We start from the raw sequence: 20,383 nt of genomic DNA, 5'->3' as shown, positions 1-20,383 counted from the left end.
CCGCTGTGTCGGCTTTTTATCTTCGACCTCCGCGAGAGCGTCGCGGAGGTCGTCAAGAGTGGCGGCGTCAAGCGTGGACATACTTGCTAATCACACTCTAACCTAAAGCATATTTAGCTGACAGTATCAGCCGTCAAATGTGCTATTTCTCCGGACAGGTTCGGCGCACGGTGTTGCGCGACCACTTCATATCGTTTAGAAAATTCACAGTATCCTGATCCCTTCGGCGTACAACGTTCTCTGCTAGGTATCCCGAACGACAAGCACCGATTGGTCTACCCTATCCACGACGTGACCGGCTATTCGACCGAAGATCCGTTCACGAAGTGACGGTTCAGACTCGCCGACGATCAATACATCGTACTCCTGAGCCGTCGTAACGATTGCATCTCCCGGTGACTCCCCGCGGTCAACCTGCCATTCAACGCGGTTTGGATCGATCCCGTTTTCAGCCAGTCGATCACGGGCACCTCTGAGGAGTAACTCGCCGCGAGACGCCTCTCCGTCTGACTCGGCGACATTGTACAGTGTAGCCGCAATGTTGCTCTGTCGGAGTAGATCAATAATAAACGAGATGATGTTATCGAGGTTTTCATCGCCCCGCACCGGGACGAGCACACGGGTAAGTTCCTCAGTATAATCACTGGGCGTCAGAACCGCATCGACATCGTACTCGGCTGCGATATGGTCGATTGTTTCGTCTTTATTATGCGTGAAGACGACAACGGATTCAACCTCGGCACCTCGGTCCGCGAACTGAGAGACCGCATCCTCGATTGCAGCGGTCGCTTCATTTTCGTGATCCGACTGGACCTGTTCCGGTGCTGCCTGACTCGGGACCGGGTAGTAGCCGAGTACGACGATGTGTAGAGGCGAAAGCGTCTCAACTAGTGCTACCGGCAGGTTCTCGCCTTCGGCGGCATTTAGCGGGATCAGCACGGTTGAATCTCCGTCGCTTTTTTGTGGATCACCCTCAGCCATATTCTATCACTGATTCCCAGTCGGGTTAAATAGAGGGGACGTTACGACTTCTCCTTGTACACATCCCGGGGTATATATGCTGTCATCTCATTACAATTTGTGAGATCAAACGGTGAGAAATACGTCCATGGCTTCGCATGACCGGAGCATTTCGATGCTGGAGAAATAACGTGAGCGAGAGCCAACTCGATCGGACGCTCGGCTTCACCGAAGCGATGGCATTAGGCGGGGGAACGATGATCGGCGCTGGGATATTTATTTTGCCTGCAATTGCGGCTGAAGGAGCTGGTCCGGCGAGCTCGATCTCCTTCGGTATCGCGGGCCTCGTCGCGTTACTCGCCGCGCTTTCGCTGGCGGAACTGGCGACGGGTATGCCAATTTCGGGGGGTAGTTACCACTACGTCAACCGCGGACTCGGGAGCTTCTTCGGCAGCATCGTTGGATGGGGGATGTGGACCGGCCTGATGTTTGCAAGCGCCTTCTACATGGTCGGATTCGGGCAGTATATCGTCGAATCGGTCCCGTTTCTGGACGGGCGGGCGCTTATCGTTCTGGTCGGCCTCCTCGGCCTCGGTCTCATCGTCGGGGTAAATTACTATGGCACCGAGGAGTCCAGTGGTGCCCAGAACATCATGATCGGCACCGAGTTCGTCATCGTGTTGATTTACACCGGGGTCGGACTCTTCTTTATTGAGACGGCGAATTTGGTCGATTTCGCTCCGACTGGTCCCTCAGGAATTGTCGCCACAACAGGAGTCGTTTTCGTGACGTTCCTCGGGTTTGAGATCATCGCGACTGTAGCCGGCGAAGTCAAAGAGCCGGGCAAGCTCATCCCACTGACGATGGTTCTCTCTGTCGTGGGGGTGACAATCCTCTATATGATTATTATGATCGTCTCGACTGGTATTATCCCGTATCAGGAGCTCGGTGGGTCGCTGGTCCCTGTCGCTGATGTCGCAATTGTGTTTGCGGGGTCGATCGGCGTGGTTGCCATCGTTTTTGCAGCGGTCATCGCGGCGATCTCGAGTTCGAACTCCTCAATCCTCGCAGCTTCACGGGTGTTGTTCGCGATGGGGCGGGACAACCTGATGAGCGACTGGCTGAACGAGACCCACGATCGATTCAACACCCCCCATCGAGCGGTCGTTGCGACCGGAGCAGTGACAGCGGGGCTGATTGGTATTGGGTTGGAGGTCGAGGCCATCGTTGCACTGCTGGCCGAGGTGGCGAGTTTCAGCTTCCTTGTGACATACGCGCTCGTCCACGTCGCGCTGGTCACGTTCCGACGGGCCGATCCGCCGGAGTACGACCCCGACTTCGAGATTCCGGAGGTTCTGTACCCGATCGTGCCGGTTCTCGGCGTGCTCGCGTCGGTATTCGTCATCACGCAGATGGCACAGATTGTCCAGTTCGTCGGTGCGGGAATCACCGGGCTCGGAGGGGTCTGGTACTTTGTTTACGCCAGAACCAACGCAGTTGAGGAAGGGTTACTCTCTGACGCGCTTCCTGGGGAAGACTCGACGTACACCGTGGTGGTCCCCATCGTGAACCCGAATACCCAGCAGGGGCTACTGGAACTCGCCGCGGCCAACGCCTCCGCAAACGCGGGGGACGGACCGGTAGAGATCATCGCGCTCAACGTCCTACAGGTGGCCGACGACACGCGACAGAACGTTGAGGTCGAGCGTCTCGACCATCAGCGTGAATTACTGGAGGCGTCCCGCAGCATCGCGGAGAGGATAGATATCTCCCTCCAGACTCGTGCCGTCGTTGGCCAGAATGTCAGCGAGACTATCCTCGAGGTTCTCGAATCGGAGGAGGCTGACCACGCTCTGCTCGGCTGGCGCGGATCGTTCGGCCGAGGTGAATATGCATTCGGGCCGAATCTGGACGCGCTTCTCACGGATGCGCCAGTTGACGTGACGCTAGCCAACTTCCGAGAACAGCCAATCGACGAGGTAGTAGCACTCACCGGAGAGGGCCCGAACGCTCCGACAGCGGTGCGTCGAGCAGCGGAGTTCGCGACTCTTAGCGGGGAGAACGTACGACCGACACTGATCAACGTTCAGTCGGCCAACGGAGGGGAAAGCGGGGGATCGATAAACGCGAGTGACACCGCCGTAGAACGAGGCGAGGAGATAATTGCGAGAGTCGCTCGACAGGCCGATCTTGAGCCCACAGAGTACGATACGGTAGTACTGGTCGGCGAGACCGTCGAATCGGCGGTTACTCGCGCGACTAACCAACGCGATCTGGTCTGTCTCGGACTGTCCGATCGGTCCGACCTGCGGCGAGATCGGTCCGGGTCAATCGCGGAACGGATTCACGATCAAACGTCGTGTAACGTTGCGATTGCGAAAAGCGGTCGAAAAGAGCTTGAAAAAGATCGTGATCCCAGCGAGTAAACAGTCACAGAATTAAGACCCGAGGCGTTCAATTTGCTCCGAGTAGTGTCTACCTGTACCCCGTAGATCTCCCAGCCTTTGTGTCGAACTAATTGAAACGGTACGGCGTTGCTCGAACCAAAGTATACCACCGCGACACACGCACCGCCGCTCACGAACTGTACTGCGAGCAGGAGACTCAGATCCGTTCGCGCACTCACAGCTGTCAAGAATTCATTTCGAGATACAGCGCATTGGTCGAATACGGACGGCCAACTCAATAGCTTCTAGCCAGTATATCAGCTACCCATCCGGTTCACCCCATGTCACACCCTGATTACCCTGTCTCCGATCTTCCGACACCCGACCCTAGGCACGGCCCCGAGCAGGTCGTCCGGATACAACTTTAGGCGTTCGCCGACAACGATGATCCGGTCGAGAACGCCGGTATCAAGACCGGGTACAACTTCGCATCGCCGGCTAATCGCCGTGCAACCGGTCCGCTCAATCGGTTAATTAAGTTGGTCGAAAGTCCCCGGTACGCGCCGATGATTGACCACGTTGAAGCCCGGATTGAGTCGCTTGAGCGGACCGGGAACCAGGCCCAACAGCGAGTTACTCTCACCGGCTCCGATGGCCAGACGGTCACGTACCGGTTTGAACGCTCGGTCTGTAGAGCGGAGCCACTCGAGGAATGCTGGTTGACTGACAGCGCTCTTGATTGAGATCGATTACTAACCGGTGAGCCGCTCGGTACAGAGAATGTATCTATCGGATGGAGTTAAGCCGGTCCACAATTCTTCGTAGTATGTGTTCGACAATCGAATAAGAACTATACAGGTGAGAGCGAATCGAGCAATATGGCTCACCTATCCTCTCTCACTCAGGATTTGACTAAGCAAGACAAGCGGAAGATCGCTACTATCGTTCTGGTTATGACCACCGGACTCCCAGTCTACGTAGCGTTCATGTCTCTCACCGGTGTAATTGATGTGCCAATGACCACGTACTTCCTCGGACTTACTCCTATTATCGGGTTTGTGATGTCACTGCTCGCGATCATACCAGCTTATTTAGTAGGGAGCAAAGAGACTCCCTGATTATCTTGAGCTAGGCACGGACACGTTGATCATACGGTACTTGCGCTGTGTATCTCGCACAGCTATCGGAATCTCTCCCTGATCTGGCAGAATTCTCGGCACTCAATGCCGCATGCTCGTCCTGACAGCTAATTCATCGAATCCCAAATAAAATCAGACTCTTGTGGATAATTTTATAATACCTGTTAATATTTGAATACGAATGTGCCTTCTGCTTTTGTGTCGAACTTTCTATATGAATCGAATATTCAGAGACGCTGCTCAGTTATCCGGAATTTGTCATCCCACCGTCGACGTATAGTGACTCCCCACTAACGTAGGATGCGAGGTCGCTCGCTAGATAGAGTGCGGCATCAGCAACATCCTCTGGTTGACCGAGCCGACGTAGCGGGATCGTCTGACGATAACCCTCTTCAGCCTCTGTCCCGACGATCTCGACGTCCTCTTTGAGCATTGCCGTCTCAATAGCGCCCGGATGAATCGCGTTCACTCGGATGTTCTCAGGCCCCAACTCGTCGGCGAGCGCGTACGTCATCAGTCGGACCGCACCTTTTGATGTACAGTAGGTGACGAAGCCCGCACTCCCTTCGAGACCGGCGTTGCTCGACATGTTGATAATGCTCCCACCGCCGTTCTCAACCATTTTGCGGGCAGCGTACTGCGCGCCAAAGTAGACTCCCTTAACGTTGATGTCCATCATCTGGTCGAAGGCGTCTTCGTCGGTGTCGACGAACGTCTCTTGGCGGAAGATACCCGCGTTGTTTACCATCACGTCAATGCCACCAAATTTGTCCGCGGCATCGACGGCCGTTTCGAGGTCGTCAAGATTCGTCACGTTACATTCTACATACGTCGCGTCGACATCGTACTCGTCGATGACGAGTTCGTGAGTCGGCGTGCCACCCTCTCGTGGTGCTTCCTGAATATCGGCGACAACGATGTCCGCACCCTCCGCGGCGTATGTCTCCGCGATAGAGCGTCCGTTGCCGCTCGAACCACCAGTGATCACAGCCGTCTTCCCGTCAAGCAGGGGACCAGACATGGTGTAGCTAACATGTTCTCCTTTGTAAATAAACGTTCATGATATACCTTTTTATTCTTGGGTTACCTAATTTGAGGGGATTCTTAGGAGGCGATGTATATGATCCATTGTTGTCGACACAAACTTGAATTGATCACAATAGGTGGAATATGTATCGCCTACAACTCTCCTACTAACTGATCGGTTTCCCTGATGGCTCCACCCGGTTGTCGGCGGCGGAGGGCATCAAAACCCACTTTTCGGTCTCTCCCGTACGTATTGCCATGGATCGCCGTACATTTCTCGAAGCTGGTCTCGGGGTAGCCACCGCCACTAGCCTTGCCGGCTGCGCTGGCCAGCTTACTTCTCGGTCCCCGCGTGCTCCTGCTATTGTCGAAAATCGTCCTAACGGGATCTATTTGCCGGGCCACGTTGAGGGAATGCAGATGGTTGGAACTACTGAGCAGGGCGATTACGGCTTTGGACTGATGTACAGCTACGCCCACCGATTTTGGAACGTCAACGGTGAAACCACGTCGCTGACCGAGATTGGGCCTGACGACGATATCCATCTGATGGCTAGCGTCTGGGATTCTGAAACCCAAACGATCCTTCCTGAAACGGGGTTGAGTGTTGAGATCTACCGCGACAGTGAACTCATCTCTCAAGAGGCTATCTACCCGATGCTGTCACAGCCAATGGGCTTTCACTACGGAGCAAACTTCGGACTTGACGGGGACGGCACCTACGATGTCCGGCTTAGTGTTGGTGGCTTATCGACTCGACGGACCGACTTATTTCAAGACCGGTTCGAACAACCTGTAACCGCGAGAATCCCATTTGAGTACAGTGAATCGAAACGAGACAATATCAGTTTTCGCCGGCTTGAGGACGCTGGATCCCCCGGTGCTGTCGACCCCATGGCGATGGAAATGCTCCCAAGTTCGATTGCACCCCGGGCAGACGTCCTCCCCGGCCGCGTCGTTGGCACCGGCAGTACCGATGGGGCCGTTTTCGTGACCACGGTGCTTGACTCCCCTCCGGCAGGCGTTGTTGGTCAGGGACAGTATCTCGCCGTCTCAGCGCGGTCACAGTACAACCGCATGGTAATCCCGGCGATGAGCCTCTCAGCGGCACAGACTCGCGACGGTGAGATACTCTCTAAGCAACGGCTCACTCGGACGCTGGACCCATCTCTTGGCTACCACTATGGCGCTGTCGTTGACGCCGTCCAGTCCGGTGACAAGCTGACACTCTCGCCGACGCTTCAGCCGCAGACAGCGCGTCACGAGGGGTATGAAACGGCCTTCGGTGGTGAAACCGGGGCAATGGAAGACATCAAGTTCACCGTCAACGATCAGCAGTCGGCGTAGCGATGGTGGCGATAGACTGTTGATTACGCTGGTCGTGGCGACGGCAGCACCCGGTGCCGACGGGGTGGAACAAGGAAGTTGCCACGCCGGCGGGTGAAGATGTACTCCAAAATGCCGTTGTTGACCCGCTGACGGACAGCCGGTGTTTCCGCTGTGATGTCTACGCCGTTCATCGATCGACGGACATCTTCGAAGGCAGAGATGCCTTGTTGTAACGAAGGGAAGTGGAGACTCGCAACCTCTTGATCGGAGCCGATGTCATCTGTTGACTCGAAGTGCCGGCGGAGTAGTCGCACGTTCCCGTCCACGTCTCGATTCGCACGGGCCGCCTTCTGAGCATGCCCAACTCGGGCATATTCACGGGCTTGATCAACGATATCATCTGTGATCTCGTCGATCCCGCTATTATCACCGAGATTCGCACCAACGCCGTCGACGAGGCCTTGCTCTGCGTGGACCGGGCTGAACATCTCCGCCACCCGGTCGTCGTGGTCCTGTTCGAGGTACCAGTCGTCAAGTCGCTGCCGAATGTTTGAAATTGCTTTTGTCGTTCCCCCGGCGAATGGGCCGTCCTCCAGCGTGACGTAATCTTCCGTGGCTTGGTTGCCGACGAAGCCGGCGGTGAACCCCATAAATAGCGGTGAGTCTTCGGGGACCGGTTTCGAGTCGGGGATGCCCGCGACGTCTTGATTCTGTGCTGGAAGGCCCGCTCCAACGAATCCGGTGCGGCGGGAGTCGACGGTGAACGCATCTGTGAGCCGCGCCTCGACGTCGACACCATTCACACGCTCTTTTTCGCCAGTTAGTGCCTCCTCTGCCGCCAACACCGTATCAGCTCGGTCACTCGCAAGGTGGACGACCGCGTCTTGTGTATCGAATGTTGGTGTTTCAAACTCAGACAGTGACTGCGGAGCGGGGAGGTCCACAGCCGCTGGCAGCGACGCTTCGAACCGGCCGAAGTATGCGGGCGAGTAGGCAATTGAGTAGAGCAATCCCTCGTGGCTCCACTCGTACGCGCGATCGATCGTCCCGAGCGCTGTGGCGACGGCCTCGCGCTGGTCGTCCGTTGGTGGGCCCTCACCGTCTACGTTCAGGTATAACAACACTTGATGGACAGGAAGTAGTGAGTTGCCGGCGTCATCACGTCTGATGTAGTCTCGCCACGCGTGCTGGCGAGCAGGCTTCGCATTCGGATCACCAGTGGGAACTGGCCCCGATTCCGTCCGGGCTAGACAGGCCGACAGTGCGCTAGCCCCACCCATCGCGACTACGCGTTTCAAGAACTCACGGCGCGGTCGGTCTCGATCAAAAAAGTCCATATCTACTGATTGTGACCTCGACAGGATGAATGTGCGGCCTTTGGAAAGTTGAGACGCTTACACGCACGAGCGGATGTGATAGGGTTCAGCGATATCGACAACTTCCAGACAGCAGATCAATATAATAAGCGTCTGGGAGGTGAAACTCTTCCCTATCGTGAAGGCCAGTAATCACCGGTTTTTATACCAATTTTCACGAGGAGTATGGTCACCCGCTCGCTCTTCTTACGATCTCATCTCTCTCCCATCTCAGTATTAGTGGTGTACCCAGTGGTTTGTTGATCTGGTTGTCTTTTTTACACACGGATCCTCGTGCTGACTGGTCTACGGATAACTGAGGCGGGTACCTCGGGGTACTTACCGAGGTAGTTTATAAGCGGCAGTAGCGGTACGCGTTCCAACTGTACTGAGCGATCGGTGCTGGGTGTGAAAGGTCTTTTTTAAACCCTATTGCGGCGGCACTGCGGTGTACGGGGGCACCATGTTGCCGCCGTAATGACAGTCCCTCTGCGATATGTGCTTAATTACTGGACAAGGAGCCCTCCGTCGACAATAATTGGCTGCCCCATCACGTAAGAAGAGTCCTCAGAACAGAGCCAAACGACAGTATCGGCTATCTCTTGGGGCTCACCGAGGCGTCCTGCTGGAATACCTGCAGTGATGCGGTCCATCTCTTCGCTGTTGTCCTCACCCGCTTGTTGGACCATTGGCGTGTCGATGACACCCGGACAGACTGCGTTGAACCGGACACCATCCTCAGCGTAGTCAACTGTTGCCCGCCGAGTGAGCCCAATAACGCCGTGTTTACTGGCCGCGTAGTGTGCGCTCCCGTTCGCACTCACGCCAGCGACTGAGGAAGTGTTGACAATAGCCCCACCACCTCGTTCAATCATCTCTGGAATCTCGGCTTTCAGACATCGCCAAACGCCTTTCAGATTCACGTCGATCATCCGATCCCACTGCGCCTCGTCGTATTCAACTAGGCGAGTACCCTCATCTGCGATGCCGGCGTTGTTGTGTGCGAAGTCAAGCCCGCCGTACTCGTCAAGCGCCGTCTGTACCATCGCGTCAACATCGTCAGAGTCGGTGACGTTTGTCTTGACGAACGTCGCTTCGCCGCCGTCACTCGTGATCATCTCAACCGTCTCGTGGCCACCCTCCTCGTCGATATCGGCGACAACGACCTTTGCTCCTGCCTCAGCAAACCGAAGTGACGACTGTCGACCGATTCCTGATCCACCGCCAGTGACGACCGCAACTCCGTCTTGTATTCCGTTCATAGTGTCTCCCACCACGTCGCTTCACGTGGATTGTTAGATATTAACAAACAACCGTGATATATCTGCCGGCGAAAGCTTATAATAAGGTATACCGCTGGATGTCGGCCAGGTTGTGCTGACAGAGCGAGAGCCATCCACCCGTCTCGAACGCGCCAACAGCCTCAGCGTACATCGAACGGATCGCACGTCTCCTCTCCAACAAGGATCACACCACTAACTAAGAGTAGATACCCCACTTCGAAGCACTGTCTGCTCACGTGTTACAGTACGTTGTATACTCGGCATCGAACTCGCGTGGCGGTGGTTGCTGGAACTGCGAACCCATATCCTTCGACGTATAGGGGGTTTCCAATACGGTCAGTAACCGCTTGAACTTGGATAGCTTTCCAGTTTCGAGATACTCATCCAGTGACTCTTCAACTAGATAATTGCGGGGAATATACCGCGGATTGACCTCCTGCATCAACTCCTCATTCAGGCCGACAGCAGCCAACTTATCCCTCAACTGCTCGAATTCCGCAGTTGTAAACACCGGGTCATCAAACGTCTTGGGTGCCTCTAATTCGAGGAACGTATTGGTGTAGTCTGCGTTCGATTTGCGAAGCCACTCTAGGAATTCATCGACGAGCTCTTCCTCGCCATCTGAGCCAATTCCCAACTTCTTCCGCATCATCGCGTAGTACTGCGCATCAAATCGAGCCTCAAATTCGTCTAGCTTGGCTTCGAGTTCATCATACGTGAGCGCTGACTGCGTACACAGCGGTTGGAGTGCTTCCGCAAACCGCTCGAGATTCCACCGCAGGATAGGTCGCTGGTTGCCGAACGCATATCGCCCGTGCTTATCGATTGAGCTGAAGACCGCCTCCTCGTCATAGTAATTCATGAAGGCACAGGGTCCGTAATCAAATGTCTCTCCATCGATACTCATGTTGTCCGTATTCATCACGCCATGGACGAATCCGACACGCAACCAGTCAACAACCATTTCGATCGCTGACTGCATGACTGTATCAAAGAACTCCACATATGGACGATCTTTTTTGTGTAGCTGCGGGTAGTGCCTGTCAATTACGTAGTCAGTGAACTGCTGTAATTCGTCGGATGCTCGGGCTGCGACGTACTGGAAGGTTCCGTACCGAATGTGGCTGTTCATTACTCGAACTAGGACGGCTCCGGGTTCTGTCCGGCGTCGGTTGACCACATCATCAGTCTCGATGACCGCAAGACTTCTCGATGTTTTAACGTGTAGATTCCGCATCGCATACGAGTACAGATACTCTCTGAGCATCGAGCTGACAGTTGCGTTTCCATCGCCTCTTCCGGAGTAGGGCGTTCGACCAGACCCTTTCAGTTGAATATCGTATCTACTCCCATCGTACACGTGCTCGCCGAGTATCATTGCCCTCCCGTCGCCTAAGACGGTAAAACTCCCATACTGGTGGCCCGCATACGCTTGGGCGATCGGTTCTTCTAAACGATCTTGACCTGCTAGCAGCTTCGCATCAAGTTTCGCTGTATCCAACCCAAGGTCAGCACATAGCTCGTTGTTACGAACCACAATTTCGGGATGAGCGATACTCTTCGGTGTCACTCTCGAATACAGCTCCGAGTCTAACTCTTTGTAAGTCGTGTCAAATGAAAAGGTCATTTAGGTTCATATAGTGTTCTCGCGCTTGCTTTGATAATTTGTACGGCTCATCCCGCCCATGGGCGTGACAATACGAGCGAATAGGGCCCGATAGAGAGAGAATCTTCATATATCGTCCGTTCGCTGTCGTATTTCCTTTCCAATACCAGCATTGGCCGAGCAGGACGGGCATGCAAGAACGACGCCGTCCTTGTCGCCGAACACCTGTACAAACTGAGCAGAAATATGCTCGCCACAGGTAGCACAATCAGGCATGTGTATCAGTAGAACTCCCGAACGAGATCCGTTACATTGTCCGGAGCTCCGTCGGGTATGACCGCCATATTGTCTGAGAGCCCTTCACGCTCTTCGTAGGCAACCGAGTGTTCGTCCTGATAGAGTACACCCTGGTACTCTTTATTTTCATCCATAATCATGTCTGTAGCGTCATCGTAAGCCGTCGGATCGTGGTCTGTCTCGGCGAGATCGACAATCGTGTCTCGGAAGTAGTCGTAGGTATCGACGTCGTTGAACGTCACACAAGGGCTGTAGACGTTGACGAAGCCGAACCCGTCGTGTTCGACGGCTTTCTGAACGATCTCGGTGTGGCGCTGGCTGTCCGAACTGAACGACTGGGCAATGAACGTCCCGCCGGCAGCCAGCGCGAGCGCAAGTGGGTTGACCGGCGGCTGTTTCGGCCCCTCGGGCGTGGTCGAGGTTTCGAAGTCCTCACGCGATGTTGGCGAGGCTTGCCCCTTCGTGAGGCCGTAGATGCGGTTGTCCATGACGACATATGTCATATCGACGTTGCGGCGGACCGCGTGGATGAAATGGCCAGCGCCAATCGAGTAGCCATCTCCGTCGCCGCCGGCGACCATCACTTCGAGGTTCGGATTCGCTAGCTTCGCCCCGATCCCCACGGGAAGGGCGCGACCGTGAACGCCGTGGAGTGCGTAGCTGTGCATGTAGGTGCCGATCTTCCCGGAACAGCCGATCCCTGCGACGACGAACGTGTTGTCCGGGTCGTTCCCGGTGTTCGCGAGCGCTTTCATCATCCCGTTCATGGTGCCGAAGTCCCCGCAACCGGGACACCACGTTGGCTGCTTGTCGGATTTGAAGTCAGTGAATCTGATGTCGGTACTCATCGGATTAACCTCCCCCTCCAACCGTACGCAGGAGGACATCCTTCGAGCCGATGCTCGCGGGTGTCGGTCGTTGCGTAATCTGGCTTGGTATCATGCTTTCGAGTTCGTGACTGTCGCAATCTCGACGTCTGTTATTCCCTGTGCTTCGATTTTGGCCTTCACTGCCGGTGGGAGCGTTTCGAGTGTCTCGTCAACTTGTGGGTTAATCGGCACGCCGTCAACTTTGATCGCAACCAGCTTGCCACGGCGACCGTGTGCAGCGACTTCGAATTCAAACGGTCGGTCACGTTCATCCACACTGTGGACCCAGACTTTCGCGAGCCCGTTTGCACTCTCCCAGTGAACGCTGTTGACGACGGTGAGACTGCCAGCCGGCGGAACGCAAGAGGAGCCGCATGCTGGGCACTGTCCGGAATGTGGACTCTTACCGATATAGGTATACTCTGCCCCGCACCGATAGCACTGGAGTGGTAGGGTCATAAGTGGTTCCTCAATCACCCCTCACAGGCGCCCCGCTCGTCCGGGATCGACATCGATGGCGTCGACGGGACACACGTCGACACAAAGCATACAGTCGATACACTGTGTCTCGTTAATCGGATCGGCTTTGATGTCGCTCTCGGGGTGGCCCGGTGTATCTGTCCACTCGAACACGTCGACGGGACAGTCCTCGAGGCAGGCACCATCGGCCATACAGATATCGAAGTCGACAGCCACGTGTGTGCCGTGGATTCCCTGCTGTTCCGGTTCGTCGACCGGCCCCCAGACTCGGTGCCCCTCATGTTTCTCAGCGACATCGCGGTTCGCTTCGAAGTGTGGATCGATAGCCATGAGAATTTCTCGATAAGGGTAGCGTAGTCCAGACGAACTACTATCCGAGCGAGCCCTCCATCTCGAGTTCGACGAGCCGGTTCAGCTCGACGGCGTACTCGATGGGTAACTCTTCGGTGATAGGCTCGATGAATCCCGAGACGATCATCTGCTTGGCGTCGTCGTCGTCAAGCCCGCGCGATTGGAGGTAGAAGATGTCCTCGTCACCGATCTTGCCAACGGTCGCCTCGTGGGCGACGTCGACTTTCGACTCATTGATCTCCATGTACGGCATCGTGTCCGACGTCGACTCGTTGTCGAACATCAGCGCGTCGCACTCGACGGCCGTCGAGGAGTTCTCGGCGCCGTCCGCGATGTGGACGAGACCGCGGTAGTTGGTGCGGCCGCCGTCCTTCGCGATCGACTTCGACTCGACGGTGGATTTGGTCTCGGGCGCGTTATGATAGACCTTCGCGCCGGTGTCGATGTCTTGGCCCTCGCCGGCCATGGCGATAGTGATGTGGTTGTCGGAGGCGCCGCGGCCCTTCAGGATCGTCGATGGGTACAGCATCGTCGCCTTCGACCCCATCGACCCCGAAATCCACTCCATGCGCCCGCCCTTCTCGGCGATGGCGCGCTTCGTGTTCAGGTTGTACGTGTTCTTCGACCAGTTCTGGACGGTCGAGTACTGGACGTGGGCGTCCTCGTCGACGAACACTTCGACACCCCCACAGTGGAGGTTGAATTTCGAGTACTTCGGCGCAGAACAGCCCTCGATGTAGTGGACTTCCGAGCCTTCCTCAGCGATGATGAGCGTATGCTCGAACTGGCCCATCCCCTCGCTATTCATCCGGAAGTACGCCTGGACCGGCATGTCTACCGTGGTGTTTTCGGGGATGTAGACGAACGAGCCGCCCGACCAGATGGCGCCGTGAAGCGCCGCGAACTTGTTGTCGCTCGGCGGGACGCACTTGGTCATGAAGTGCTCGCGGACGAGCTCCTCGTGCTCTTGGACGGCCTCGTCCATGTTACAGAAGATGACGCCCTTCTCCTCCCAGCGCTCCTGCATGTTTTGATAGACGACCTCCGACTCGTACTGGGCGCCGACGCCGGAGAGTGCGTTCTTCTCGGCTTCGGGGATGCCCAGCTTGTCGAAGGTGTCTTTGATGTCGTCCGGTAGTTCCGTCCAGTCGTCAACGCCCGCCCGCACGTCCACGTCCGGCCGAATGTAGGGGACGATCTCGTCGACGTCAACTTCGCTCAGGTCCGGCTGACCGGGCCAGTCGGTCGGCATCGGCATCTCTTGGAACTGTTCGAGCGCTCGCAGGCGGCGCTCCAGCATCCACTCCGGTTCGTCTTTGTCCTCCGAGATGACGCGGACCGTCTCCTCGGTGAGGCCCTTCTCGGTCTGGAAGGCAGACTTCTCCTCCTTCTTGAACTCGAAACGGGCCTCGGTGTTCGTCTCTTTGAGATCGTCTTGTTTTGAACTCATCAAAGTATTCTTCAGAGACTACGAATATAAGTGTGGTGCGCTAGAACACTCGTTAGTAACTTATGACGGTTTCTTTAACGAAAATGAATAACTTTGTGTGATTTAATTCGGTTTCTCTACTTGGTAGTATTTAACATGTGGCGAGAGGGCTATTCCGTCGATACAAGGCTACCGTCACTCGTTAGCAAGAATGACTTGACAGCACTCGATCGCTGCTTCGATGTGGCGGTCGGCGACCACGTCGCCCGTTTCATCAGCCGACTCAAGTAGTGTGGCAACTTGGCGGACCCGTTTCCGTCTGGTTTGCGTGTCAAGATCGTCACTGGTAGCATCGCGGGCGACGGCTTCAGCTTCTCCGAGCCATCGGTTCGTCGCTGGCGGAACTGGGCGATCTGCGGTCGCAGTTAGGTGAGTCGCTAGTGCGTCGACCGCAGCCCGCGGCTCGGTTGGGATGTCGATCTCGTCCGTCATTGTTGGTATGTTAGCGCCCACTCTGAAGAATTGTTGCGCCAAGCCACACGCCAGATGCTTTTGGACGTCTCCAGCCGAGTGCGACCTCTTTTTAGCCTATAGTCAGGGTGTTACAGAGCGGTTGGCATACCTCCCTTTGCTCTCTCGAATTGTTCACTGTAGGGGATTATTCTCCGAGTTTGTCTGTTACCGTTTTGTAGAGTCGGTCTGTCCACGCTGGGAAGACGAGAGCAGCGAGGGTTCCAACGACGACACCAGCAACAATTCCCTGTGTGATATCTTGGAGAACTGTCGTTCCGAGTGCCGCTCCGAACGTCACTCCAACGAGCATTGCGAAGACGACCCGTTCTCCCCCAGTGTCGTCGGAGTTATCAGACATCTATATCGGATGAATTTTCCAGAGGCAAAAATAACTGGGGCAAGTCTCGTGAGCTAAAACGGCTGTGTGGTTCACAGGAGCCGTGTATCAGGCAATTCCCACTAAACCTAGGGTGTCATAGAAGATCTACCACGACATTTATTTCGCGAGTTCACATCTGAATCAGCCGATAGAATGCGTTTGCGAGTGTACTGCTGAGATTTTTACCAGATTGCGTTGATGTTCGTAACGGCCTGCTGAATACACAGCGCGAATGTGGCACGTCGCAGTGACGAAATCAGGATAGATCGATTCGCTCAGTACACTATCTGAGAATAATTCTTCCGCCTCTTTTTTTATTCCACCTGTTTCGTGTTTTCTTGTAGAACACGTGTTGTTGTATAGATCTGATCTGATTTCAGCGTTGGCGATTTCTTTGCCTCTTCTTTCTGTTCCACTTGTCTCGTTTTTTCTCGTGGAACACGTGTACTTGTATAGATTTGATCTGATTTCATCGCTGTCGATCCGCGCTTGTTAGTAGTACACGTGGGAAATGTGAATTACTATCTTCATAGTAAATACTTATAAAAGAGATCAGCACCAGTTGTGAGCCAAATAGTGGTTTCCTACATACGTGCCCTGTATCTCGCACAGGTAGCTGAACCTCTCATTGAACTGGCAGAATTTTCGGCAGTCAATGCGCAGGCACGTTCTATCGGTTGGTTCTGGATTTTAACGGAGAAAATAACGCAGTTCCATTGCTGACTGCATCCTCTGTGTCGCGCATGTAACTTCTGACAAAAGCTAAAGATATGCCAGAGGCGCTGCTGAATACAGCGCACGTGTCTTACACGGATGTGTGCTAAGTCGGGAGGTGGGAGGTCCATCAAACAGGTTGAATCGTTTCTATACACGGGCGCCACAACCCTTCTTATTGAAACTCCCTATGGATATGTATGCAGTTGTATTGGCACCGCCGTACGCTTCAGCCAAGTCCGAATCCGGCGCTTTCGACCGCCTTCACCGCTGCTAAACAGAATAATAGCTGTGTGGTGCCAGTGTTCGTGTTAGATGACGCAATTTTGTCACGGGCCAACGGGTTAGGAGTCGCGTTCATGCTCGGTTCTCTTCATGAACTTCGAGATTGGTACCGAGGCCATGGCGGTGATATCGTGATACAGCACGGAGACCCAACCGACGTCGTAGGTCGTCTTGCGCAGACCATCGGAGTCGAACAAGTCGTGTGGAACAAAGACCATTCACAACTGGCCCGTGCCCGTGACCGTGCGGTTCAGCGTGCTCTCACCCGCACCGGAGTCACCTACACGTCCGTTCCAAACGAACAGCCGAGCAAAATGAATTCATCTACAACGTTGCCCTCGAACCCAGAGGCGTATCTGGCTAACCCACATACACTGGAGATTAAGACCCAAGCCGTGCCACGACTCTCAGACCTTCGTGAAGACGAATACGACTCAGCACCCCTCACCGCCGGTACTGAATCTGCTCGAAAGCGATTACGAGCCCTATCGAACGGAACAACGTATCGTCGGTGTGACGACACCGGATAGTACGTCACTCAGCATGATACGGCACTCGACTGGGTTCGAACGATTTGGCACCGGTCAGATAACAGCCGATGAGGCGGGTTCTACCAGTCGTATCGATATTTGATATTGTCAACGCGCTTCAGGACCAATATCTGGGGAGAGTCATTCTCCGTTCGCTCTTATTCAGGCGCGTTAATATCTCTCACACTGAATTCAACCTCTGTATCTCACCGGGATTTCTGACATAATGTAGGTAGGTCTGTACTGTGTGTCGGTATGTGGATCTCCTGTACTGAGCGATTCCTGTGTGGGTGTGAGAAGACTTCTATGACACCCTCCTAACGGTCAACACGAACTCCTCGAGGCTCTCCAGCACAGGTAGTTTATCCGTCTGATGTGAGAATTGATGGTATGGGTGACCCGGATTCTCCAACCGTCTCGGTATCTCTCTCTAGTCCCACGGATATCCCAGCAGTCCTGAATCGAGCTGGCATCGATCACGTGAGTGTCCATGATCACCGACTCCTCGCTATCTATCACACGGCAATTCTCAATGTGACAACTGATCCGCAGCAGATATCGGATGCACAAACACTCGAGGTCAAATGCTGGGAGGATCCACTCCCATCTCGTGCTGATGGAAAGTCGTCACACGATATTCTTCGGGACTTCACCGACGTGTTCGACTGAAGATAGTGTATACTTTGTTCTGTGACTACTCAGTCGGTGACTCGCTCGCGAGTCACAGCGATGAGTAGCCACAAGAACAGCCACGCGAACAGAAACACGACGAGGAGCCCAGTTGGAGACAGGGCTCCAAGCGGACTCATGAGGTCGGCTAACACTGGGAGGGAGAGGAGAAAAATAATTCCAGCCCCCACGCTCCCACCGAGGCACTCAACGAGTGGCCAGACTGCGGTTTCACCCGTCTCAATGTCGCTATCTGGGTGGTGGTGCGACTCTGCCCCCGCATAGCTTAGTGTGGCCATACATACCACCTATCGAAAAATACATATTCGATCGTTATAAATCTGGCTCCGAAAGCCTCATAGAGTGAAACGCCTTCTTAGTGGTTTCAGCCCTGAGTAAGCCGTACTGCTCTACAACTGGCGACGTGACGAGATAGACAGACAGGCCACGGTCGATGTCGACCGTGACGTGGGCTCAGGATTCACTTGTCAGCGATGCCTGCTGCCTTATGTGACATTTACCTTCCCTATTCACCGCATTTCTACATAAGGCATTGGTTTACAAGATCGATTGAATGAAACCGAAAACGCCCGTTGCGGGTTTGTCGTGCTACCGAGTGGGAGAATTAGCACAATAATCACGACCAATATCCTAACCAGTGTTAAGGGAGTCATAGAACGGTTGCCACGGTGTTTATTTCACACCCACACAGATGAATATGTGCTGGGAATTTGCGTGCGCATTGAGTGCCGAGAATTCTGCCTGATCAGAGAGATATTCCAATAGCTGTGCGAGATACACAGCGCGTATCTTGTACTCGACCTCTCCTGTATGACTGCTATACGACTCACTTGTCTTGATATATCCTGTACTGTAACTGTACAGAGATTGTAGATATGAGCGTATGAGTCAGCCACAACAGCTGGATGGCCTTCTCGAGGGGGGCAGCGATCTCAACATCGTCTGCCACAATAATCCCGACCCGGATTGTCTCGCGAGCGCACTCGCATTGGGCCGGATCGCGGCTGCGGCTGGCATCGACGAACAGCAGATCCTCTACAGTGGCGAGATTTCCCACCAACAAAACCGAGCGTTCGTCAATCTCCTTGACATCGACCTCCAATCGTTCGATTCGGCAACTGTCCAGAACCGTCAGCCGGACTCGTTACTTGCATTCGTTGATCATTCCATCCCAGGCGAGAACAACACGGTTCCTCCGGACACGGCCGTCGATATCGTGATCGACCACCATCCTGCCGAGGATATCGACGCTCGGTTTGTCGATCATCGTGAGGAACTAGGAGCAGCTGCGACGATCCTTACGGAGTATGTGCGCACCCTCGACATTGATCTGGATACGGATCTCGCGACAGCACTCCTGTTTGCTATCCGTTCTGACACCCTCGACTTCCTCCGCGGAGCGACCTCTGAAGAGTACGATGCGTCGGGATATCTTCACGAGTACGCGGATCAAGAGATGGTCCGCCAGCTTTCCTCGCCGTCAGTGTCTGGGGGAACTCTCGACGCGATCTCAACCGCCATTGACAATCGAATTATAAATGGAGCGGTACTTATCTCTCACGTTGGCCGGACGACCGAACGGGATGCGCTCCCACAGGCCGTCGATTATCTGGTGAGACTTGAGGGCGTTCAGACCGCCATCGTGTTTGGACTCGTCAACGACGCAATTCAGATCAGTGCTCGGTCACCAGATGCACGAGTGAACGTCGGTGATGTACTGGATGAGGCGTTCGAAGATGTCGGGAGTGGCGGTGGTCATCAGGACGTCGCGGGCGGTGAAATCCCGCTCGGTCTCTTTGCTGACTACACGTCCGACGATGCACAGTTGCTTGATATCGTCGAACAAATCATTACCACACGCCTGTTCGCGGAACTCAATCTGTCCGAATAGATAGAAGAGCAACACCAACAGTCATTCGATATGGACAGTTATTATCCAACTCCGGACTTCACCATGTGTTGCTTGATAACTCAATCCGCACGCACGTGGTGAGCGGAGGGTTCAGCGGTTTCGGCGTGAAGCAAACATCGCTGTAATGCTGACTACAACCTCTGTATCTCGCACGACGTTCTCGATAGGTAGCAAGCAAATCTACGGGTTGGGCGGTATGTGAGTTCCTTGTATTGAACAATTCGAGAGGGCAAAAAGAAGGTATGCCAACCGTTCTATAATGCCCTACCACATATGTCTAAACGCTCTCGATCAAGAGCATACTACCGGCGTATAAAACGCTGATGCCCCCGTTCGGCCCTCAAAGTAGATTTGTCCCCGTAAATTTGTGGAGGGCATCAGCGTTTGTGCGTTTGCTACCGTTTTATAAAAATCAATCGACGCTTGACCGGCTATCTTGGGTTCTGACTTTCCTCATGGAGGAAACTGTTGCGAAAGAGGGTGAATACTCCACCGAGTACAATCGCGATGATCAGTGCGTTCGACGTTTGACTCCTCAAAAACGCATCTCACGGCTGGTCAGGAAAAACATATGTGATTGTCTGTGTCGCTTGTTCGTACTCGCCGATAGCTGATTCGGCGCCTGACTGTGGGCGGTATAGCAGGCGAATCAGCGATAGTCGCTGTATGCGTCGTCTGAATATCTAATCTTCTTGTCGGAGAGGTGTACACATCGCCTTAGTATTCATACTCACGGACATAAATACGTAAACACATCTGGGATTTCGACCCGGTCGAGTGCAGAGAGAGCAGCCTCACGGAGATCGTCGAGTGTGTCAAACAGGCGGTTCCCAAGTTCTTGATCAAGTT

General features: G+C 54.5%; 18 protein-coding genes and 1 pseudogene. 6 read left to right on the top strand and 13 right to left on the bottom strand.

The features are described 5' to 3' along the window. Nucleotides 1–243 precede the first annotated feature (243 nt). The gene (locus tag EXE41_RS16995; RefSeq protein WP_137691600.1) at nucleotides 244–981 is read right to left on the bottom strand and encodes a universal stress protein; all 738 of its coding nucleotides are present in this window, start codon (nucleotides 979–981) and stop codon (nucleotides 244–246) included. Between the two features lie 170 nt (nucleotides 982–1,151). On the opposite strand from EXE41_RS16995, the gene EXE41_RS16990 reads away from it, so the two are divergent. Together EXE41_RS16990 and EXE41_RS16985 are read left to right on the top strand one after the other, a co-directional pair. Next, entirely contained in the window at nucleotides 1,152–3,386 is a 2,235-nt protein-coding gene (locus tag EXE41_RS16990) for an amino acid permease (RefSeq protein ID WP_241987275.1), read from the top strand. Between the two features lie 428 nt (nucleotides 3,387–3,814). Then, nucleotides 3,815–4,090, top strand: a complete 276-nt coding sequence (locus EXE41_RS16985; protein WP_241987276.1) for a DUF4864 domain-containing protein — start codon at nucleotides 3,815–3,817, stop codon at nucleotides 4,088–4,090. Nucleotides 4,091–4,730: 640 nt separating this feature from the next. On the opposite strand, the gene EXE41_RS16980 is transcribed toward EXE41_RS16985, so the two are convergent. Then, a complete protein-coding gene (locus EXE41_RS16980; protein ID WP_137691598.1) occupies nucleotides 4,731–5,507 on the bottom strand; it encodes an SDR family oxidoreductase in 777 nt (258 codons plus the stop codon). A 425-nt stretch (nucleotides 5,508–5,932) separates the two neighbouring features. Between EXE41_RS16980 and EXE41_RS16975 the strand changes: the two genes are divergently transcribed. Continuing rightward, nucleotides 5,933–6,859, top strand: a complete 927-nt coding sequence (locus tag EXE41_RS16975) for an iron transporter (protein WP_241987274.1) — start codon at nucleotides 5,933–5,935, stop codon at nucleotides 6,857–6,859. A gap of 23 nt (nucleotides 6,860–6,882) precedes the next feature. Here the strand turns inward: EXE41_RS16975 and EXE41_RS16970 are convergent, their stop codons facing one another. The 9 genes from EXE41_RS16970 to EXE41_RS16930 all read right to left on the bottom strand — a co-directional run bounded on the left by EXE41_RS16970 (nucleotide 6,883) and on the right by EXE41_RS16930 (nucleotide 15,382). Next, nucleotides 6,883–8,178 carry a Tat pathway signal protein gene (locus EXE41_RS16970; RefSeq protein ID WP_137691596.1) on the bottom strand — a complete coding sequence of 432 codons (1,296 nt, stop codon included), beginning with the start codon at nucleotides 8,176–8,178 and terminating at the stop codon, nucleotides 6,883–6,885. A 524-nt stretch (nucleotides 8,179–8,702) separates the two neighbouring features. Beyond that, nucleotides 8,703–9,458, bottom strand: coding sequence for an SDR family NAD(P)-dependent oxidoreductase (locus EXE41_RS16965; protein WP_137691595.1), 756 nt, complete (start codon nucleotides 9,456–9,458; stop codon nucleotides 8,703–8,705). Nucleotides 9,459–9,711: 253 nt separating this feature from the next. Beyond that, nucleotides 9,712–11,106, bottom strand: coding sequence for a YdiU family protein (locus tag EXE41_RS16960; RefSeq protein ID WP_137691594.1), 1,395 nt, complete (start codon nucleotides 11,104–11,106; stop codon nucleotides 9,712–9,714). 260 nt (nucleotides 11,107–11,366) lie between these two features. After that, nucleotides 11,367–12,230: a 2-oxoacid:ferredoxin oxidoreductase subunit beta gene (locus EXE41_RS16955; RefSeq protein ID WP_137691593.1), complete on the bottom strand. Its 864-nt coding sequence runs from the start codon at nucleotides 12,228–12,230 to the stop codon at nucleotides 11,367–11,369. Between the two features lie 90 nt (nucleotides 12,231–12,320). After that, nucleotides 12,321–12,527: a hypothetical protein gene (locus EXE41_RS19750; protein ID WP_241987273.1), complete on the bottom strand. Its 207-nt coding sequence runs from the start codon at nucleotides 12,525–12,527 to the stop codon at nucleotides 12,321–12,323. A 204-nt stretch (nucleotides 12,528–12,731) separates the two neighbouring features. After that, nucleotides 12,732–13,061, bottom strand: coding sequence for a ferredoxin family protein (locus EXE41_RS16945; RefSeq protein ID WP_008443201.1), 330 nt, complete (start codon nucleotides 13,059–13,061; stop codon nucleotides 12,732–12,734). 40 nt (nucleotides 13,062–13,101) lie between these two features. Beyond that, nucleotides 13,102–14,532, bottom strand: coding sequence for a Fe-S cluster assembly protein SufB (sufB, locus tag EXE41_RS16940; RefSeq protein WP_137691591.1), 1,431 nt, complete (start codon nucleotides 14,530–14,532; stop codon nucleotides 13,102–13,104). 174 nt (nucleotides 14,533–14,706) lie between these two features. After that, on the bottom strand, nucleotides 14,707–15,003 hold the full coding sequence (locus tag EXE41_RS16935; RefSeq protein ID WP_094583237.1) for a hypothetical protein: 297 nt from the start codon (nucleotides 15,001–15,003) through the stop codon (nucleotides 14,707–14,709). 166 nt (nucleotides 15,004–15,169) lie between these two features. Then, nucleotides 15,170–15,382: a hypothetical protein gene (locus tag EXE41_RS16930; RefSeq protein ID WP_112077623.1), complete on the bottom strand. Its 213-nt coding sequence runs from the start codon at nucleotides 15,380–15,382 to the stop codon at nucleotides 15,170–15,172. A 935-nt stretch (nucleotides 15,383–16,317) separates the two neighbouring features. On the opposite strand from EXE41_RS16930, the gene EXE41_RS20045 reads away from it, so the two are divergent. Together EXE41_RS20045 and EXE41_RS16920 are read left to right on the top strand one after the other, a co-directional pair. Beyond that, the gene (locus EXE41_RS20045) at nucleotides 16,318–16,932 is read left to right on the top strand and encodes a deoxyribodipyrimidine photo-lyase (protein ID WP_137691590.1); all 615 of its coding nucleotides are present in this window, start codon (nucleotides 16,318–16,320) and stop codon (nucleotides 16,930–16,932) included. Nucleotides 16,933–17,322: 390 nt separating this feature from the next. Then, on the top strand, nucleotides 17,323–17,601 hold the full coding sequence (locus EXE41_RS16920) for a hypothetical protein (RefSeq protein WP_137691589.1): 279 nt from the start codon (nucleotides 17,323–17,325) through the stop codon (nucleotides 17,599–17,601). 29 nt (nucleotides 17,602–17,630) lie between these two features. Here the strand turns inward: EXE41_RS16920 and EXE41_RS16915 are convergent, their stop codons facing one another. Then, on the bottom strand, nucleotides 17,631–17,900 hold the full coding sequence (locus EXE41_RS16915) for a hypothetical protein (RefSeq protein WP_137691588.1): 270 nt from the start codon (nucleotides 17,898–17,900) through the stop codon (nucleotides 17,631–17,633). A gap of 605 nt (nucleotides 17,901–18,505) precedes the next feature. On the opposite strand from EXE41_RS16915, the gene EXE41_RS16910 reads away from it, so the two are divergent. Next, the gene (locus tag EXE41_RS16910; RefSeq protein ID WP_137691587.1) at nucleotides 18,506–19,513 is read left to right on the top strand and encodes a bifunctional oligoribonuclease/PAP phosphatase NrnA; all 1,008 of its coding nucleotides are present in this window, start codon (nucleotides 18,506–18,508) and stop codon (nucleotides 19,511–19,513) included. A 751-nt stretch (nucleotides 19,514–20,264) separates the two neighbouring features. Here EXE41_RS16910 and EXE41_RS16900 read toward each other — a convergent pair. Further along, a pseudogene (locus tag EXE41_RS16900) lies at nucleotides 20,265–20,383 on the bottom strand (IS630 family transposase); the annotation flags it as partial.

Origin of the sequence: Halorubrum sp. SD690R, assembly GCF_005435035.1 — an archaeon.
GTDB classification, from domain to species: Archaea; Halobacteriota; Halobacteria; order Halobacteriales; family Haloferacaceae; genus Halorubrum; species Halorubrum ezzemoulense.
Note: the sequence above shows the minus strand (reverse complement) of the source record. Positions and strands in the feature narration are given on the sequence as shown.